The organism is Klebsiella sp. GG_Kp173, assembly GCF_040062415.1.
GTDB classification, from domain to species: Bacteria; Pseudomonadota; Gammaproteobacteria; order Enterobacterales; family Enterobacteriaceae; genus Klebsiella; species Klebsiella quasipneumoniae.
This window is the reverse complement of record NZ_JBEAFZ010000010.1, coordinates 1-17,059: the sequence shown is the minus strand read 5'-3', so window position 1 is coordinate 17,059 and position 17,059 is coordinate 1. Positions and strand designations below refer to the sequence as shown.

The following is a 17,059-nucleotide window of genomic DNA, read 5'->3' as shown; positions in this document are numbered from 1 at the left end:
CGCTACGCCATAGCGCCCTGCCGCCGTTACCGCCTACATTCCCATTACAAATTTAACAATTAATTAAATTACAAGGGAACCGATAATGGTGGATGTACTGGTCATTGGCGGCGGCAATGCCGCGCTATGCGCCGCCTTAACCGCCCGGGAAGCCGGCGCCTCGGTGCTGCTGCTGGAGGCGGCGCCGCGGGAGTGGCGAGGCGGCAACTCGCAGCACACGCGTAACCTGCGCTGTATGCACGATGCGCCACAGGATGTGCTGGTCGACAGCTACCCGGAAGAGGAGTACTGGCAGGATCTGCTGCGCGTCACCGAAGGGAACACCAACGAAGCGCTGGCCCGGCTGGTGATTCGCACCTCATCCCAGTGCCGGGACTGGATGCGCCAGCACGGGGTTAACTTTCAGCCGCCGCTCTCCGGCGCCCTGCACGTGGCCCGCACCAACGCCTTTTTTATGGGCGGCGGTAAAGCGCTGGTCAATGCCTATTACCGCAGCGCAGAGCAAATGGGGGTGCAGATCCGCTACAACACGCCGGTACAGGCCCTGGAACTGCGCAACGGTGAATTTGTCGCCGCGCTGGCGGGCGAGGAACGGATTGTCGCGAAAAGCTGCGTTCTCGCCGCCGGCGGATTTGAATCCAACCGCGAGTGGCTGCGCGAGGCCTGGGGGCAAAATGACCGCGGCGAATGGCCCGCCGATAACTTTCTCATACGCGGCACGCGCTTCAACCAGGGGGTGCTGCTCAAGTTTATGATCGACGCCGGGGCCGATATCATCGGCGATCCTTCTCAGTCCCACTGCGTCGCCATTGACGCCCGGGCGCCGCTCTATGACGGCGGGATCTGCACCCGCGTCGACTGCGTTTCGCTGGGGGTGGTGGTCAACCGCGATGCCGTGCGCTTTTATGATGAAGGGGAAGATTTCTGGCCTAAACGCTACGCCATCTGGGGCCGACTGGTCGCCCACCAGCCCGGCCAGATCGGCTACTCGATCATCGACAGCAAAGCCATCGGCCACTTTATGCCCCCGGTCTTTCCCGGCGCTCAGGCCAATACCATCGCGGAACTGGCCCGCCAGCTGGGGCTTGACGGCGAACGCTTAGCGCAAACCATCGCCGACTATAATGCCGCCTGCGCGCCGGGCCAGTTCGATCACACCCGCCTGGATAACTGCGCGACCTCCGGCCTCACCCCGGCGAAAACTCACTGGGCGCGCCCCATCGATACGCCGCCTTACTACGGCTACGCCCTGCGTCCGGGGATCACCTTCACCTACCTCGGGCTCTACGTCGACGACACCGCCGCCGTCCATTTCGCCGGTCAACCCAGCCGTAATCTGTTCGTCGCCGGGGAAATGATGGCTGGCAACGTGCTGGGCAAGGGCTACACCGCCGGCGTTGGGATGTCGATCGGCACCACCTTCGGCCGTATCGCCGGCCAGCAAGCCGCCCGGGCGGCGCAGCAGGAGAAACACCATGAAGTCGCTTGAAAAGCTGATCATTGACGCGCAGATCATCACCGAACCGGAAGCGGAAGTCGAACGGGTGATGCAGGTGTGTAACGCCTGCCGCTACTGCGAAGGGTTTTGCGCCGTGTTCCCGGCGATGACCCAGCGCCTGGCCTTTGGCAAGGCGGATATCAACTATCTGGCTAACCTGTGCCATAACTGCGGCGCTTGCCTGCACGCCTGCCAGTACGCGCCACCGCACGAGTTCGCCATTAACGTGCCGAAGGCGATGGCCGAAGTCCGGCTCGAGACCTATCAACACTACGCCCAGCCCGCCGCCTTTGGCAGCCTGTACCGCCGGGCCGGCATGACCACCGTGCTGGCGCTGGTCGGCGGCCTGATTGTCTTTCTGCTGCTGGCGATGGGGCTCAAAGGCTCGCTGCTTCATCCGCCGCTGGCGGGCGACTTCTACCAGATATTCCCCCATAACCTGCTGGCGTGGATGTTTGGCTCGGTCTTTGTGCTGGCGATTGGCTTACTGATGACCGGGGTGATCCGCTTCTGGCGCGAGATCTCCCCTGGCCAGCCGCAACCGATTGATATCGCGAAGGCATCCCATGATGCGCTGACGCTGAAATATCTCGACGGCGGGCACGGGAAAGGCTGCAACGAAGCCGATGACGCCTTCACCCTGCTGCGCCGCCGATTCCACCACTGCACCTTCTACGGTTTTATGCTCTGCTTCGCCGCCACCGTGGTGGCCACGGGCTATCACTATATCGCCGGCCGGGAAGCCCCCTACCCGTTCTTCAGCCTGCCGGTGCTGCTCGGCACCCTCGGCGGCATCGGCCTGCTGGTCGGCCCGGCGGGCCTGCTGTGGCTGAACCTGCGCCGCTCGCCGCTGCACGGCGACGCGCGGCAGAAGCCGATGGATCGCGGATTTATTCTGCTGCTGCTGCTGACCAGCTTCACTGGCCTGGCGCTGTTGGCGGGGCGGGATACCTCGTGGATGGGCATCCTGCTCGCCATCCACCTCGGGGTGGTGATGGCCCTGTTCTTAACCCTGCCGTATGGAAAATTTGCCCACGGATTTTATCGCTGTGCGGCGTTACTCAAGTGGGCGATTGAGAAACGCCGCGGAAAACAGGTGGGCGTCGCCGGCGACTGACCTACCCCCTCTGCACCCGATAACAACAAGATAAAGACAATGGAGAGCACCCGCTATGACCCAACAACCCACCCGCGCCGGCACCGTCGGCGCTATCCTCCGCGTGACCAGCGGTAATTTTCTCGAACAGTTCGACTTCTTCCTGTTTGGCTTTTACGCCACCTATATCGCCCGCACCTTCTTTCCGGCGGAGAGCGAGTTCGCAGCTCTGATGCTCACCTTTGCGGTATTTGGTTCGGGCTTCCTGATGCGTCCCATCGGCGCGGTGGTGCTCGGCGCCTATATCGACAGAATCGGTCGCCGCAAAGGGCTGATGGTTACCCTGGCGATCATGGGCTGTGGGACGCTACTTATCGCCCTGGTCCCTGGCTATCAGACTATCGGTGTGCTGGCGCCGATCCTCGTATTAGTGGGCCGTCTGCTGCAGGGGTTCTCGGCGGGCGTCGAGCTTGGCGGAGTGTCGGTCTATCTCTCTGAAATCGCCACACCGGGCAATAAAGGCTTCTATACCAGCTGGCAGTCCGCCAGCCAGCAGGTGGCTATCATCATGGCGGCGCTGATCGGCTATGCGCTGAACGCCACGCTGGAACATGAGGAGATCGCCGCCTGGGGCTGGCGCATCCCCTTCTTTATTGGCTGCCTGATCATTCCGCTGATTTTCGTGCTGCGCCGCTCGCTGCAGGAAACCGAGGAATTCCTGCAGCGTAAACATCGCCCGGATACCAAAGAGATCCTGACCACCATCGCCAGGAACTGGCGCATTATTACCGCGGGGACCCTGCTGGTGGCGATGACCACCACCACGTTTTACTTTATTACCGTCTATACGCCAACCTACGGCAGAGCGGTGCTGCACCTCAGCGCCCGCGACAGTTTGCTGGTAACCATGCTGGTGGGCATCTCCAACTTCATCTGGTTACCGATTGGCGGAGCCATCTCTGACCGGATCGGTCGTCGCCCGGTGCTGATGGGAATTACCGTGCTGGCGCTGCTCACCACCTGGCCGGTGATGCACTGGCTTACCGCCGCGCCGGATTTCACCCGTATGACGCTGGTCCTGCTGTGGTTTTCGTTCTTCTTTGGCATGTATAACGGCGCGATGGTGGCGGCCCTCACCGAAGTGATGCCGGTTTATGTCCGCACCGTGGGCTTTTCGTTGGCCTTCAGCCTCGCCACCGCCATTTTCGGCGGCCTGACGCCGGCTATCTCCACTGCCCTGGTCGAGCTTACCGGCGATAAAAGCGCGCCGGGATGGTGGCTAATGTGCGCTGCACTGTGCGGCTTCATTGCCACCGCGCTGCTGTTTGTGCGCCTGAGTCGCGGCTATCAGCCGGCGGAGAGTCAGCGCTAAAAAAGCAAACGGGCGGAGATATGCTCCGCCCGTTTGCCGCTGCCGTCTGGCTTAATGGGTCGAATTATTGCTGCGGATCTCTTTCCAGATCTGGTCGCAGCGCGCTTTTACCGCCTGATCGTTGCCGGTGCGGGTAGCCTGGATACACTGCTGATAATCCAGCACCCGGACGCTCTCCTGGTTAGCAAACTGCTGGTGCTGTTTATCCTCTTTCAGGACATTCAGTACGCTCTGGCAGGCTTCAATCTTGTCCGGATTGCCTTCCGCCGTATTAATACAAGCGCTATAGGCATCTTTCAGTTTGGTGTCTTCTTTCGGAGCCGGGGACGTGGTGCAGGCCACCAGAGCCGATGCCATCATGGCAATAAGCAGCATTTTTTTCATTGTCATTCTCCCAGAGGTGCGGCAGGCTCATGCCCGCCGCGCAGGCATTAGAAAATGGTGAACGGGGCGATAACCATGAACTTCACGTCGCGCTCATCCTGGAAGATGTTGCCGTAGCCGCCGCTCCAGCTCGGAATATCGGAATGGTTGTCGTACTGGGTAAAGTGCAGTTTAAACAGCGTGCCCTTCGCCCGGCCTTCCTGCACGGTATACATGGCATCGAGGCTATAGGCCGACTCTTTCAGGCGATAGTCAGGGTCATAGTACGCATCCGGAGAAGCCATTCTGCCAGGCTTCGCATCCCAGGCGTACACATAAGACGCGCCAAACGCCCAGCCCGGCATATCCCAGTTTTTCATGTCATACATCGCGCCGAAGAAGACCGCTTTTTCACCGTTGGCATTGAAGTCGGAACGGTTATCCCACCAGATATCGAGACGACCGTTGGAGGAGGCGTAGGTCGGGGTCATACGCTGCAGGAAGTAGCCCTGCTGGCCATCGGCCTTCACCCAGGTCCCTTCCAGACGCAGATCCAGCACATCCGCTACTTTATAGCCAAAGGTTAACGCCTGCAGCCATGCGGTGCCGTCATAGATGTCGTTGACCCCGCCGTTGCTGACCTTATCGCGAGTGCCGTAGAACTGGTAGCTGGTGCTCAACGGCGCGCCGGCGACGTCAAATTTGTAGCTGGCTTTAGCAAAGTACTGATCGATATAGCCCTGAGCCTGACCAAATGCCGCCTCCAGCACCAGGTCGTTTTTGAAATCATATTTGGCGCCGATGGAGTGAAGATAATCAACTTTGGTCTTCTTATCGTTCTGGTAGAAATCATCCATTTCGATATGCCATGGCGCTTTATACTCGTTCGTCCACATGTAGGAGAAACTTAACGCGCCCGCGGTGCCATAGTCGAAGTTGGCCCCGGCTTCCGCCCCCTGATAGGTCCCCGGCATGAAGCTCCAGTGCGGCGCCAGCAGGGTCTGACCGGTCGGCTGAATGTAGCCCGCGCGCGCCCACGCCGGACCGTATTTGAATTTCGCGGCGGCTTTATACAGGCTGATGCCGCTCTTATCGCCGGAGTAGTCTTCGTCATAGGCTTTGTTGCGCGACGAGAAGGCGATTTCGTTCGGGTGGCCGCTGTCGCCGTTCTCCGCCATTTCAATCGCGGTAAACGCCGCAATATCAAGGCCAAACATATCGGCGGCATAGCCGGACTGGAAGTCCAGGTTGGCGTTCCAGGTGGAGTGGGAAAGGTTGGTTTTGTATTTGTCGCCGTCGGTCACATCTTTACGGTCACGCTCACGCTGCCAGTAATAGATACCGCCGGTTAAAGTAGAATCATCGATAAAGCCTGCTGCGCTGGCCTGCGGAATCACAACCCAGCCCGACATCGCGGTGACGGCGGCAATAGCCAGCGCCAGCGTACTACGTTTGCCACTAAACGTACGCATGTGCATATCCTCTTTGACGTTTTAAAAGGCGAAGACCAGAGGTCATTCGCTAAAAAATAAATAAAACTGCAAAATGTGGGGCGGCGAAAAAGGCCGCGAAACCACTGTAGATAGACTATTTTTCGTGACGCGAATTATCAATGTTTTTCGTGAGGCAAAGCTTAAGATTATGACAAAGCGCACATAATTTATGTCGTTTTGTTACAGTCTTATCTCTGATGATTTTGTCATGGAAGTCATTGCTAAATCAGGGAAAAATGCGAAGACTGAAAGCGATTACATTGGTTTTTTATATGAGACAGGAAACATCAGAAGCGTTATTTATTTCCGGAGCGAAACAGAATTAATTCGCTTCGCGAAAATAAAAAGAGTAATTGGCTGATTCTGAAACAAAAAAAAGCGCCGCAGAGTGCGGCGCTTTGACGGTAGGGAAAATGTTATTCGCCCGCTTTCGCCCAGGTATCGCGCAGACCGACGGTGCGGTTAAACACCAAACTGGTTGCGGTTGCATAGCGGCTGTCGAGGCAGAAGTAACCTTCACGCTCAAACTGGTAAGCTTTACCGGCTTCCGCCTGCGCCAGGCTCGGCTCCGCGTAACCCTGTTTGATCACCAGCGATTCCGGATTGATCACCGCGAGGAAATCCTCCGCTGCGCCCGGGTTTGGTACGCTGAACAGGCGATCGTAGAGACGGATCTCTACCGGCAGCGCATGCGCCGCGCTCACCCAGTGGATCACGCCTTTGACCTTGCGGCCGTCAGCCGGATCTTTGCTCAGGGTGTCGGCATCGTAGGTGCAGAAGATAGTGGTGATATTGCCTTCGGCATCTTTCTCCACGCGTTCCGCTTTGATGACGTAGGCGTTGCGCAGACGCACTTCTTTGCCCAGCACCAGACGCTTGTACTGCTTGTTGGCTTCTTCACGGAAGTCCGCGCGGTCGATCCAGATTTCCGCGCTGAACGGCACTTCGCGGCTGCCCATCTCCGGCTTGTTCGGATGGTTCGGCATCGCCACCATTTCGCTTTCGCCCTGCGGGTAGTTCTCGATAACCAGTTTCACCGGATCGATCACCGCCATCGCGCGCGGCGCGTTTTCATTGAGATCTTCGCGAATGCAGGACTCCAGCGACGCCATCTCAATGGTGTTGTCCTGCTTGGTCACGCCGATACGCTTGCAGAATTCGCGGATGGATTCGGCGGTGTAGCCGCGACGACGCAGACCGGAGATGGTCGGCATCCGCGGATCGTCCCAGCCTTCCACGTGCTTCTCAGTCACCAGCTGGTTCAGCTTACGCTTGGACATCACGGTGTATTCGAGATTCAGGCGCGAGAATTCGTACTGGCGCGGGTGAACCGGGATGCTGATGTTGTCCAGCACCCAGTCATACAGACGACGGTTGTCCTGGAACTCCAGGGTACACAGCGAGTGGGTAATGCCTTCCAGCGCATCGCTGATGCAGTGGGTGAAGTCGTACATCGGGTAGATGCACCACTTGTTGCCGGTCTGATGATGCTCAGCGAACTTAATGCGGTACAGCACCGGATCGCGCATCACGATGAACGGCGACGCCATATCGATCTTCGCGCGCAGGCAGGCCTTGCCCTCTTCGAAGCCGCCGCTGCGCATTTTTTCGAACAGCGCCAGGTTTTCTTCCACGCTGCGGTCGCGATACGGGCTGTTTTTACCCGGCGCTTTCAGGGTGCCGCGGTATTCGCGGATCTCATCAGGAGAGAGTTCATCAACGTAGGCCAGGCCTTTGTTAATCAGCTCAACCGCATACTGATGCAGCTGATCAAAGTAATCAGACGAGTAGCAAACGTCCCCGGACCAGTGGAAACCTAACCACTGCACGTCGTTTTTAATCGACTCTACGTATTCGATATCTTCTTTCACCGGGTTGGTGTCATCGAAACGCAGGTTGCATTGGCCCTGATAATCCTGGGCGATGCCGAAGTTCAGGCAGATGGATTTCGCATGGCCAATGTGCAGATAACCGTTCGGCTCCGGCGGGAAGCGGGTGTGAACGGTGGTGTGCTTACCGGTAGCCAGATCTTCATCAATGATCTGACGGATAAAGTTAGTCGGGCGGGCTTCTGCCTCACTCATCACGGGTTCCTCAAAGCGTAAACAACGTATAACGGCACATGATCTTACAAGCAGGGCGTAGTGACAACTATTAGTTACGTAAAATAGGTATCAGAAGAGGATTATGGGGCCGATTGCTGGAAAAAAAAGCGGCGAAGGTTTCCCTTCGCCGCTGAGGCATAAACTCGACTCAGGAGCCTTACTTGCCTTTAATCTCATACAGCGGCGTCTGGCCGGCTACGACCTTACCGCTCGCCAGTATCACCAGCGCGCTGTAGTCATCGCTATTGCTGCAGACTACCGGGCTAATCATCGAGCGCGCATTGGCGTTGAGGAAGTCCAGATCCATTTCCAGAATCGGCTCGCCCGCCTTCACGTCCGTGCCCTCTTCAACCAGACGTTTGAAGCCCTTGCCTTCCAGCGCCACGGTGTCGATACCCATGTGGACGACGATTTCCGCACCGTTGTTGGTTTCGAGGCAGAACGCATGGTTAGTGTTGAAAATTTTCACCACGGTACCGGCGGCCGGGGCCACCACGATATTGCTGGTCGGTTTCACCGCGATACCGTCGCCGACGGCTTTGCTGGCGAAGGCTTCGTCCGGCACCTGCTCGAGGGCCACCACGTCACCGGTAATCGGCGAAACCAGCGACTCAACGGTCTTCGCGTTCGCTACCGCCTGCGGTTTAGCCGCTGGCGCTGCGGTGGCGACGTTGCCAGCCGGTGCGGTTGCCGCTGCCGCTACCGGGCCGCGGGTAACCACTTTTTTCATCTCATCGCCGATAGACTCTGCCTTCGCGCCGACGATAACCTGGATGGTTTGCTTATTCAGTTTCACCACCCCGGATGCGCCGAGACGTTTACAGGCGGCGTCGTTCACTTTCGCCGAATCGCCCACGGTCAGACGCAGACGGGTGATACAGGCGTCAATCGCTTTCAGGTTGTCCGTTCCGCCCACCGCGGCGATATAGCTGGTCGCCAGCTGGGTCAGGCCTTCTTCAGTGTTGCTGTTAGCTTCTTCCGTTACCACGTCAGCGGCTTTGTCTTCACGACCCGGTGTTTTCAGGTTGAACATGCGGATCACCGCGCTGAACAGCAGGAAGTAGACGAAGAAGAAGACCACGCCCATCACCAGCAGCATCCAGACGTTTTTGCTGGCGGCCGGCAGGCTGTACATCAGCACGTAGTCAATGGCGCCGGCGGAGAAGGAGAAGCCCGCATGAATGCCCAGCGCCGTTGCGATGAACAGACTGATACCGGTCAGTACCGCGTGCAGGAGGTACAGCAGCGGAGCCAGGAACATGAACAGGAATTCCAGCGGCTCGGTTACCCCGGTCAGGAACGCGGTGATGGCAACAGACAGCAGCATACCGCCCACCATTGGACGACGCGCTTTCGGAGCGGCCAGATACATCGCCAGCGCCGCGCCCGGCAGACCAAACATCATGATTGGGAAGAAGCCGGACATGAACATCCCCGCGGTGCCGTCGCCGGCGTAGAAGCGGTTGATGTCGCCGTGGAACACGGCGCCTGCGGCGTTAGTAAACTCACCAATCTGGAACCAGGCGATGGTGTTCAGCACCTGATGCAGGCCGGTCGGGATCAGCAGACGGTTGATAAAACCGAAGATACCGGAACCCAGTGCCCCTGCGGAAACGATCCACTCGCCGCCCGCATGGATAGCGTGCTGCACCGGCGGCCAGACGTAGCCGAAGATCGCCGCGAGAATCAGACAGAAGAAGCCGGTGGCGATCGGCACGAAGCGTTTGCCGCCGAAGAAGCTCAGGAAGTCCGGCAGCTTGATGCCGGCCCAGCGGTTGTACACCGCCCCAGCTACCAGACCGGTAATGATACCGGCCAGTACGCCCATGTTAATTTCCGGATTGATGGTGACCATCGCTTTGGTCATCACGAAATAACCTACTGCCCCAGCCAGCGCCGCAGAACCGGCGTTATCCTTGGACCAGCTTGACGCCACACCGATAGCAAAGATCAGCGCCAGGTTGTCGAAGATAGCCCCACCCGCTTGCGCGATGAAGGGTACATTCAACAGGTCTGGTTGCCCGAAACGCAGCAGCAATGCTGCGACCGGCAGCACTGCGATAGGGAGCTGTAACGCCCTACCCAGCCGCTGAAAGAAACCTAAAATATTCATCTTATTCCCCCTATGAGACCCCGATGAGGCTCATTTTCAAAGCCACTTTTTTATTGTGTAACAAGGTCGGTTTTATCACTTACCGGCAAAGTGTGTGAAAAATTAATTCGTATCGCAAATTAAACGGGTATTTTTTGTGATAATTATCACCAAATATCGTATTCCCCCCTCCCTTACACTGGCTAACATCGAAAACTTATTTTATCATTCAAAAAATCAACACGGATTGACCCCGGTCGGCGCAGTTGCTGCAATACTCTCCTCAGAGTGCTGGCGCCAATCCGCCAGAATCTACTTTAACTATAGAGGTGAAGAATGAGACTGATCCCCCTGGTAACCGCTGAGCAGGTCGGTAAATGGGCTGCCCGCCATATCGTTAACCGCATTAATGCATTTAAACCAACCGCGGACCGTCCGTTCGTCCTGGGACTGCCGACCGGCGGCACCCCACTCACCGCCTACAAGGCGCTGGTTGAAATGCATAAAGCAGGCCAGGTTAGCTTCAAACACGTCGTCACCTTCAACATGGATGAATACGTTGGCCTGCCGAAAGAGCATCCAGAAAGCTATCATAGCTTCATGCACCGTAATTTCTTTGACCACGTTGATATTCCGGCAGAAAATATCAACTTGCTGAATGGTAACGCGCCGGACATCGATGCGGAATGCCGTCGCTATGAAGAAAAAATTCGTTCCTACGGTAAAATCCACCTGTTCATGGGCGGCGTGGGCAACGATGGCCACATCGCGTTTAACGAACCGGCCTCCTCTCTGGCGTCTCGTACCCGTATTAAGACCCTGACCCATGAAACCCGCGTGGCGAACTCCCGCTTCTTCGACGGCGACGTGGATCTGGTGCCGAAATATGCGCTAACCGTCGGCGTGGGTACCCTGCTGGACGCAGAAGAGGTAATGATTCTGGTGCTGGGCCATCAGAAAGCGCTGGCGCTGCAGGCGGCGGTAGAAGGTAACGTCAACCACATGTGGACCATTACCTGTCTGCAGCTGCATCCGAAGGCGGTGATCGTCTGTGACGAACCGTCTACCATGGAGCTGAAAGTGAAGACACTGAAATATTTCAACGAATTAGAAGCTGAAAATATTAAAGGTCTGTAATGTAGTCGTGTCCCGCGATTTGCGCGGGACCATCTTTTTCTTTGTATGCATCATCATGCCGGCGGCAAACGAACGTACCCGGGCCTGATGAGGCGTATATACCGGGGGTCGTAATGTATGCATTAACCCAGGGCCGGGTTTATACCGGTCATGAAATTCTTGATGACCATGCGGTTGTTATCGCTAATGGCCTTATCGAACGTCTTTGTCCGCTGGCAGATTTGCCGTCTGACATCGAGCAGCGCTCAGTCAACGGCGCCATCCTCGCCCCCGGTTTTATCGACGTCCAGCTCAACGGCTGCGGCGGCGTGCAGTTTAACGACAGCCCTGACGCGGTCACTGTCGACACGCTGGAGATCATGCAGAAGGCCAACGAACGCTCAGGCTGCACCAGCTTCCTGCCGACGCTGATTACCTCCAGCGACGATCTGATGAAGCAAGGCGTGCGCGTGATGCGCGAATACCTGCAAAAGCACCCGAACCAGGCGCTGGGTCTGCATCTTGAAGGACCGTGGCTGAATATCGTCAAGAAAGGCACCCACAACCCGGACTATGTGCGTAAACCGGACGCGGCGCTGGTCGATTTCCTGTGCGACAACGCCGATGTGATCACCAAAGTGACCCTCGCCCCTGAGCGCGTTGAGCCGGAAGTGATCCGCAAACTGGTCGCCGCCGGGATCGTCGTCTCCGCGGGCCACTCCAACGCCACGCTGAAAGAGGCGAAGGTGGGCTTCCGCGCAGGCATTACCTTCGCCACCCACCTGTATAATGCAATGCCGTACATTACTGGCCGCGAACCGGGTCTGGCCGGGGCGATTTTTGACGAGCCGGATGTCTACTGCGGTATTATTGTCGACGGGATGCACGTCGATTACGCCAACGTGCGCAACGCCAAGCGCCTGAAAGGCGACAAACTGTGCCTGGTCACCGACGCCACCGCGCCGGCGGGGGCGAATATTGACCAGTTCATTTTTGCCGGGAAAACAATATACTACCGCAACGGGCTGTGCGTAGATGAAAACGGTACCCTCAGCGGATCTTCCCTGACCATGATTGAAGGGGTGCGTAATCTGGTTGAGCATTGCGGTGTGGCGCTGGACGAAGTATTGCGCATGGCGACGCTCTATCCCGCGCGCGCCATTGGTGTGGACAAGCAGCTCGGCAGTATTGCGCCGGGTATGGTCGCTAACCTGACCGCCTTTACACGCGATTATAAAATCACCAAGACCATCGTTAATGGTAACGAGGTCGTCACTGAGTAAGTAAAAGTATGACAGCAGGCGGACAAGCTCAAATTGGTAACGTTGACCTCGTAAAACAACTGAACAGCGCGGCCGTGTACCGCCTGATTGACCAGCATGGGCCTATCTCGCGCATTCAGATCGCGGAACAAAGCCAGCTTGCCCCTGCCAGCGTGACCAAAATCACGCGTCAGCTTATTGAGCGCGGCCTGATCAAAGAAGTCGATCAGCAGGCCTCCACCGGGGGGCGCCGCGCCATCTCCATCATTGCGGAGACGCGCAACTTCAACGCCATTGGCGTGCGCCTTGGCCGCTATGACGCCACTCTCACCCTGTATGATTTAAGCAGCAAGACCCTGGAAGAGGAGCATTTCCCGCTGCCCGAGCGCACCCAGGAAACGCTGGAACACGCCCTGCTGAATATCATCGCCACTTTTATTGAAAACTGTCAGCGCAAAATTCGCGAGCTGATCGCCATCTCGGTGATCCTGCCGGGGCTGGTGGATCCGGAAAGCGGGGTGATCCGCTATATGCCGCACATTGCGGTGGAAAACTGGGGCCTGGTCGGGGCGCTGGAAAAACGCTTCAACGTTACCTGCTTTGTCGGACACGATATCCGCAGCCTGGCGCTGGCCGAGCACTATTTTGGCGCAAGCCAGGATTGCGAAGACTCCATTCTGGTGCGCGTGCACCGCGGCACCGGGGCGGGGATCATCTCCAACGGACGCATTTTTATCGGCCGTAACGGCAACGTCGGCGAAATCGGCCATATTCAAGTCGACCCGCTGGGCGAGCGCTGCCACTGCGGCAACTTTGGCTGTCTGGAGACCGTCGCGGCTAATGCCGCCATCGAACATCGCGTTCGCCACCTGCTGGAGCAGGGCTATCAGAGCCGTCTGACCCTCGATGACTGCACGATCAAAACCATCTGCAAAGCGGCCAACAAAGGCGATGCCCTGGCCTGCGAAGTGGTCGAGTACGTAGGGCGTCACCTCGGAAAAACGATCGCCATCGCCATCAACCTGTTCAATCCACAAAAAATCGTCATCGCCGGCGAAATTGTGGAAGCCGAGAAAGTGCTGCTCCCGGCTATTGAGGGCTGCATTAACGCCCAGGCGCTGAAGGCGTTTCGTAAGAACCTGCCGGTGGTGCGCTCCACCCTCGATCATCGCTCAGCGATTGGCGCCTTCGCGCTGGTCAAACGCGCCATGCTCAATGGCACGCTGCTGCAGCGCTTGCTTGAGAGCTAACCGCCCCCCTTTATTGATAAGCGCGTCGCTCTGTCGTTGGCGGGCATCGCCCGTCAGAGGTGTGAAACCTCATCAATGACGCGTATAGTTTCGTCTTTGATAATGATTCTGGACCCACCATGACCATTCAAAACATAATTTGTGATATTGACGGTGTGCTGATGCACGATAACGTCGCCGTTCCCGGCGCTGCCGAGTTTATCAAGCGCATCCTCGAGAAAGGCATGCCGCTGGTGATGCTGACCAACTACCCGTCACAAACCGGCCAGGATCTGGCGAACCGTTTCGCCACCGCCGGGATTGAGGTTCCGGATAGCGCCTTCTACACCTCGGCGATGGCGACGGCCGATTTTCTGCGCCGCCAGGAAGGTAAGAAAGCCTATGTGGTGGGTGAAGGGGCGCTGATCCACGAGCTGTACAAAGCCGGCTTTACCATTACCGACGTCAACCCGGATTTTGTCATCGTCGGGGAAACCCGCTCCTTTAACTGGGAGATGATGCATAAGGCGGCCTTCTTTGTCGCCAATGGCGCCCGCTTCATTGCCACTAACCCGGATACTCACGGTCGCGGCTTCTACCCGGCCTGCGGCGCCCTGTGCGCCGGGATCGAGAAGATCTCCGGCCGTAAGCCGTTTTACGTCGGTAAACCCAGCCCGTGGATCATCCGCTCAGCGCTGAACAAAATGCAGGCCCACTCCGAACAGACGGTGATTGTCGGCGACAATCTGCGTACCGACATTCTGGCTGGCTTCCAGGCGGGGCTGGAGACCATTCTGGTGCTCTCCGGAGTCTCAACCCTCGACGACATCGACAGCATGCCGTTCCGCCCGTCGTGGATCTACCCCTCTGTCGCGGAAATCGATATTTTCTAATGTCAGCCACGTCTCAGGACGTGGTTGTTCATTTTTGACGCCTGCCAAAATCACCATATCTAATAAAAACGGCTTAAAATTGCGTATTCTTCAATGAAGCCGTTCAAAAGATACTCTTTTTTTACTATTCAACAATCGCAGTTGCGTTTTTTCTTTTTCCAGCCGTAAAACCCTTGCGCCTGCTCACCCTTTACGGCATTTTCTTAAGCACGCACTCAGGCTTCGCCACGAGACGAAGCCAGCACAACATCAAACACGACAGGGTAATGGAGAAGGCTATGTGTTCTATTTTTGGCGTACTGGATATTAAAACTGACGCAGGCGAGCTGCGTAAAAAGGCGCTGGAGCTTTCCCGCCTGATGCGCCATCGCGGTCCGGACTGGTCTGGCGTGTATGCCAGCGACAAAGCGATTCTGGCGCACGAGCGCCTGTCGATTGTCGATGTCAACGCCGGCGCTCAGCCGCTGTACAACGCCGAAAAAACCCATGCGCTGGCCGTTAACGGCGAAATCTACAACCATCAGGCGCTGCGCGCGGAATATGGCGACCGCTATCAGTTCCAGACCGGCTCCGACTGCGAAGTGATCCTCGCGCTGTATCAGGAAAAAGGCCCGGCGTTCCTCGACGACCTGCAGGGGATGTTCGCCTTCGCCCTGTACGACAGCGAAAAAGACGCGTACTTAATTGGCCGCGACCATATCGGCATTATCCCGCTGTATATGGGCCATGACGAACACGGCAACTTCTATGTCGCCTCTGAAATGAAAGCCCTGGTGCCGGTGTGCCGCACCATTAAAGAGTTCCCGGCGGGGAGCTACCTGTGGAGCAAAGACGGTGAAATTCGCCAGTACTATCAGCGCGACTGGTTCGATTACGACGCGGTAAAAGACAACGTTACCGATAAGAACGAGCTGCGCCAGGCACTGGAAGAGTCGGTGAAAAGCCATCTGATGTCCGACGTCCCCTACGGCGTGCTGCTCTCCGGCGGCCTTGATTCTTCGGTCATCTCCGCCATCACCAAGAAATTTGCCGCCCGTCGCGTTGAAGATCAGGAGCGTAGCGAAGCCTGGTGGCCGCAGCTGCACTCCTTCGCGGTCGGTCTGGAAGGCTCTCCTGACCTGAAAGCGGCGCAGGAAGTGGCTAACCACCTTGGCACCGTGCACCATGAAATTCACTTTACCGTCCAGGAAGGGCTGGATGCGATCCGCGACGTTATCTATCACATCGAAACCTACGATGTGACCACTATTCGTGCTTCGACGCCGATGTACCTGATGTCGCGGAAAATTAAAGCCATGGGCATCAAAATGGTGCTTTCCGGCGAAGGCTCGGACGAAGTGTTCGGCGGCTACCTCTACTTCCATAAGGCGCCGAACGCCAAAGAACTGCACGAAGAGACGGTACGTAAGCTGCAGGCGCTGCATATGTTTGACTGCGCCCGCGCCAACAAAGCGATGTCCGCCTGGGGCGTGGAAGCCCGCGTGCCGTTCCTTGACAAGAAGTTCCTCGACGTGGCGATGCGCATCAACCCGCAGGATAAGATGTGCGGCAACGGCAAAATGGAAAAACACGTGCTGCGCGAATGCTTTGAATCCTATCTGCCGGCCAGCGTTGCCTGGCGCCAGAAGGAGCAGTTCTCTGACGGCGTCGGCTACAGCTGGATCGATACGCTGAAAGAAGTGGCCGCGAAACAGATCAGCGATCAGCAGCTGGAAACCGCAAGCTTCCGCTTCCCGTACAACACGCCGACCTCCAAAGAAGGCTATCTGTACCGCGAGATCTTCGAAGAGCTGTTCCCGCTGCCAAGCGCGGCGGAGTGTGTCCCTGGCGGTCCGTCGGTGGCCTGCTCTTCTGCTAAAGCCATTGAGTGGGATGAAGCATTCAAAACCATGAACGATCCGTCAGGCCGCGCGGTAGGCGTCCACCAGTCGGCCTATAAATAAGCCCTGACAGGCGTTGAAACGCGAAACGGACCCTCCGGGGTCCGTTTTCTTTTTGCGGGAATTATGCCGCTGAAAAACGATAAATAACCAATAATTGCCGATTATTGCAGCGAGCTGTTCGCAACCTAACCAAACAGTCACATTACAACGATTTTCCTTGAAAAAGAGGTTGACGCTCGCAGGCCCAATACGCATAATGCGCCCCGCAACGCCGATAAGGTTACGCGAAAAAAAGATGGCTACGTAGCTCAGCTGGTTAGAGCACATCACTCATAATGATGGGGTCACAGGTTCGAATCCCGTCGTAGCCACCATCTTTTTTTGCGGGAGTGGCGAAATTGGTAGACGCACCAGATTTAGGTTCTGGCGCCGCAAGGTGTGCGAGTTCAAGTCTCGCCTCCCGCACCATTCACCAGTCAGCGTTGTACGGATGGGGTATCGCCAAGCGGTAAGGCACCGGTTTTTGATACCGGCATTCCCTGGTTCGAATCCAGGTACCCCAGCCATATTTCTTCGATATTTGCGGGTCACCGCGACGGTATTGGGGTATCGCCAAGCGGTAAGGCACCGGTTTTTGATACCGGCATTCCCTGGTTC

At 57.1% G+C, this 17,059-nt stretch carries 12 protein-coding genes, 3 tRNA genes and 1 pseudogene; 12 read left to right on the top strand and 4 right to left on the bottom strand.

The genetic code is table 11. From position 1 onward, the window contains the following. The first annotated feature begins 85 nt into the window (after positions 1–85). The 3 genes from tcuA to ABLU50_RS08130 are packed head-to-tail and all read left to right on the top strand — an operon-like array spanning position 86 to position 3,966. Positions 86–1,489, top strand: coding sequence for an FAD-dependent tricarballylate dehydrogenase TcuA (gene tcuA / locus ABLU50_RS08140; RefSeq protein WP_017901423.1), 1,404 nt, complete (start codon positions 86–88; stop codon positions 1,487–1,489). After that, a complete protein-coding gene (tcuB, locus tag ABLU50_RS08135) occupies positions 1,476–2,615 on the top strand; it encodes a tricarballylate utilization 4Fe-4S protein TcuB (protein WP_023319978.1) in 1,140 nt (379 codons plus the stop codon). The genes tcuA and tcuB overlap by 14 nt, the downstream gene beginning before the upstream one ends. Positions 2,616–2,670: 55 nt before the next feature. Further along, positions 2,671–3,966 carry an MFS transporter gene (locus tag ABLU50_RS08130; protein WP_004885943.1) on the top strand — a complete coding sequence of 432 codons (1,296 nt, stop codon included), beginning with the start codon at positions 2,671–2,673 and terminating at the stop codon, positions 3,964–3,966. A 51-nt stretch (positions 3,967–4,017) separates the two neighbouring features. Here ABLU50_RS08130 and chiQ read toward each other — a convergent pair whose 3' ends face one another. Continuing rightward, the gene (chiQ, locus tag ABLU50_RS08125; RefSeq protein WP_023319976.1) at positions 4,018–4,350 is read right to left on the bottom strand and encodes a ChiQ/YbfN family lipoprotein; all 333 of its coding nucleotides are present in this window, start codon (positions 4,348–4,350) and stop codon (positions 4,018–4,020) included. A 47-nt stretch (positions 4,351–4,397) separates the two neighbouring features. Next, positions 4,398–5,801 (bottom strand): chitoporin, encoded by a 1,404-nt coding sequence (chiP, locus tag ABLU50_RS08120; RefSeq protein ID WP_017901425.1) that lies wholly within the window; start codon positions 5,799–5,801, stop codon positions 4,398–4,400. 73 nt (positions 5,802–5,874) lie between these two features. Between chiP and ABLU50_RS08115 the strand changes: the two are divergent. Beyond that, positions 5,875–6,183 (top strand): annotated as a pseudogene (locus ABLU50_RS08115) (methionine synthase). Positions 6,184–6,238: 55 nt separating this feature from the next. On the opposite strand, the gene glnS reads toward ABLU50_RS08115, so the two are convergent. Both glnS and nagE read right to left on the bottom strand, forming a co-directional pair. Further along, positions 6,239–7,906: a glutamine--tRNA ligase gene (gene glnS / locus ABLU50_RS08110; protein WP_004885933.1), complete on the bottom strand. Its 1,668-nt coding sequence runs from the start codon at positions 7,904–7,906 to the stop codon at positions 6,239–6,241. Positions 7,907–8,084: 178 nt separating this feature from the next. Beyond that, the gene (nagE, locus tag ABLU50_RS08105) at positions 8,085–10,040 is read right to left on the bottom strand and encodes a PTS N-acetyl glucosamine transporter subunit IIABC (protein WP_017901426.1); all 1,956 of its coding nucleotides are present in this window, start codon (positions 10,038–10,040) and stop codon (positions 8,085–8,087) included. Between the two features lie 315 nt (positions 10,041–10,355). Between nagE and nagB the strand changes: the two genes are divergently transcribed. The 8 genes from nagB to ABLU50_RS08065 all read left to right on the top strand — a co-directional run bounded on the left by nagB (position 10,356) and on the right by ABLU50_RS08065 (position 16,968). Beyond that, positions 10,356–11,156 carry a glucosamine-6-phosphate deaminase gene (gene nagB / locus ABLU50_RS08100; RefSeq protein ID WP_002894749.1) on the top strand — a complete coding sequence of 267 codons (801 nt, stop codon included), beginning with the start codon at positions 10,356–10,358 and terminating at the stop codon, positions 11,154–11,156. A 113-nt stretch (positions 11,157–11,269) separates the two neighbouring features. Beyond that, a complete protein-coding gene (nagA, locus tag ABLU50_RS08095) occupies positions 11,270–12,418 on the top strand; it encodes an N-acetylglucosamine-6-phosphate deacetylase (RefSeq protein WP_004885928.1) in 1,149 nt (382 codons plus the stop codon). Positions 12,419–12,426: 8 nt separating this feature from the next. Then, positions 12,427–13,647 carry an N-acetylglucosamine repressor gene (locus ABLU50_RS08090; RefSeq protein ID WP_004885919.1) on the top strand — a complete coding sequence of 407 codons (1,221 nt, stop codon included), beginning with the start codon at positions 12,427–12,429 and terminating at the stop codon, positions 13,645–13,647. Between the two features lie 119 nt (positions 13,648–13,766). Beyond that, positions 13,767–14,519 carry an HAD-IIA family hydrolase gene (locus ABLU50_RS08085; protein WP_004885918.1) on the top strand — a complete coding sequence of 251 codons (753 nt, stop codon included), beginning with the start codon at positions 13,767–13,769 and terminating at the stop codon, positions 14,517–14,519. A 278-nt stretch (positions 14,520–14,797) separates the two neighbouring features. After that, the gene (asnB, locus tag ABLU50_RS08080) at positions 14,798–16,462 is read left to right on the top strand and encodes an asparagine synthase B (RefSeq protein ID WP_004885914.1); all 1,665 of its coding nucleotides are present in this window, start codon (positions 14,798–14,800) and stop codon (positions 16,460–16,462) included. Between the two features lie 237 nt (positions 16,463–16,699). Next, positions 16,700–16,776: transfer RNA gene (locus ABLU50_RS08075), tRNA-Met, on the top strand. A gap of 9 nt (positions 16,777–16,785) precedes the next feature. Beyond that, positions 16,786–16,870, top strand: a tRNA-Leu gene (locus ABLU50_RS08070). 23 nt (positions 16,871–16,893) lie between these two features. Then, positions 16,894–16,968, top strand: a tRNA-Gln gene (locus tag ABLU50_RS08065). Positions 16,969–17,059: the final 91 nt, after the last annotated feature.

What these genes read in the sequence shown, in the direction of transcription:
- tcuA (WP_017901423.1), top strand. Translation starts at nt 86, where the DNA reads ATGGTGGATGTACTGGTCATTGGCGGCGGCAATGCCGCGCTATGCGCC.
- tcuB (WP_023319978.1), top strand. Translation starts at nt 1,476, where the DNA reads ATGAAGTCGCTTGAAAAGCTGATCATTGACGCGCAGATCATCACCGAA.
- ABLU50_RS08130 (WP_004885943.1), top strand. Translation starts at nt 2,671, where the DNA reads ATGACCCAACAACCCACCCGCGCCGGCACCGTCGGCGCTATCCTCCGC.
- chiQ (WP_023319976.1), bottom strand. Translation starts at nt 4,350, where the DNA reads ATGAAAAAAATGCTGCTTATTGCCATGATGGCATCGGCTCTGGTGGCC.
- chiP (WP_017901425.1), bottom strand. Translation starts at nt 5,801, where the DNA reads ATGCGTACGTTTAGTGGCAAACGTAGTACGCTGGCGCTGGCTATTGCC.
- glnS (WP_004885933.1), bottom strand. Translation starts at nt 7,906, where the DNA reads ATGAGTGAGGCAGAAGCCCGCCCGACTAACTTTATCCGTCAGATCATT.
- nagE (WP_017901426.1), bottom strand. Translation starts at nt 10,040, where the DNA reads ATGAATATTTTAGGTTTCTTTCAGCGGCTGGGTAGGGCGTTACAGCTC.
- nagB (WP_002894749.1), top strand. Translation starts at nt 10,356, where the DNA reads ATGAGACTGATCCCCCTGGTAACCGCTGAGCAGGTCGGTAAATGGGCT.
- nagA (WP_004885928.1), top strand. Translation starts at nt 11,270, where the DNA reads ATGTATGCATTAACCCAGGGCCGGGTTTATACCGGTCATGAAATTCTT.
- ABLU50_RS08090 (WP_004885919.1), top strand. Translation starts at nt 12,427, where the DNA reads ATGACAGCAGGCGGACAAGCTCAAATTGGTAACGTTGACCTCGTAAAA.
- ABLU50_RS08085 (WP_004885918.1), top strand. Translation starts at nt 13,767, where the DNA reads ATGACCATTCAAAACATAATTTGTGATATTGACGGTGTGCTGATGCAC.
- asnB (WP_004885914.1), top strand. Translation starts at nt 14,798, where the DNA reads ATGTGTTCTATTTTTGGCGTACTGGATATTAAAACTGACGCAGGCGAG.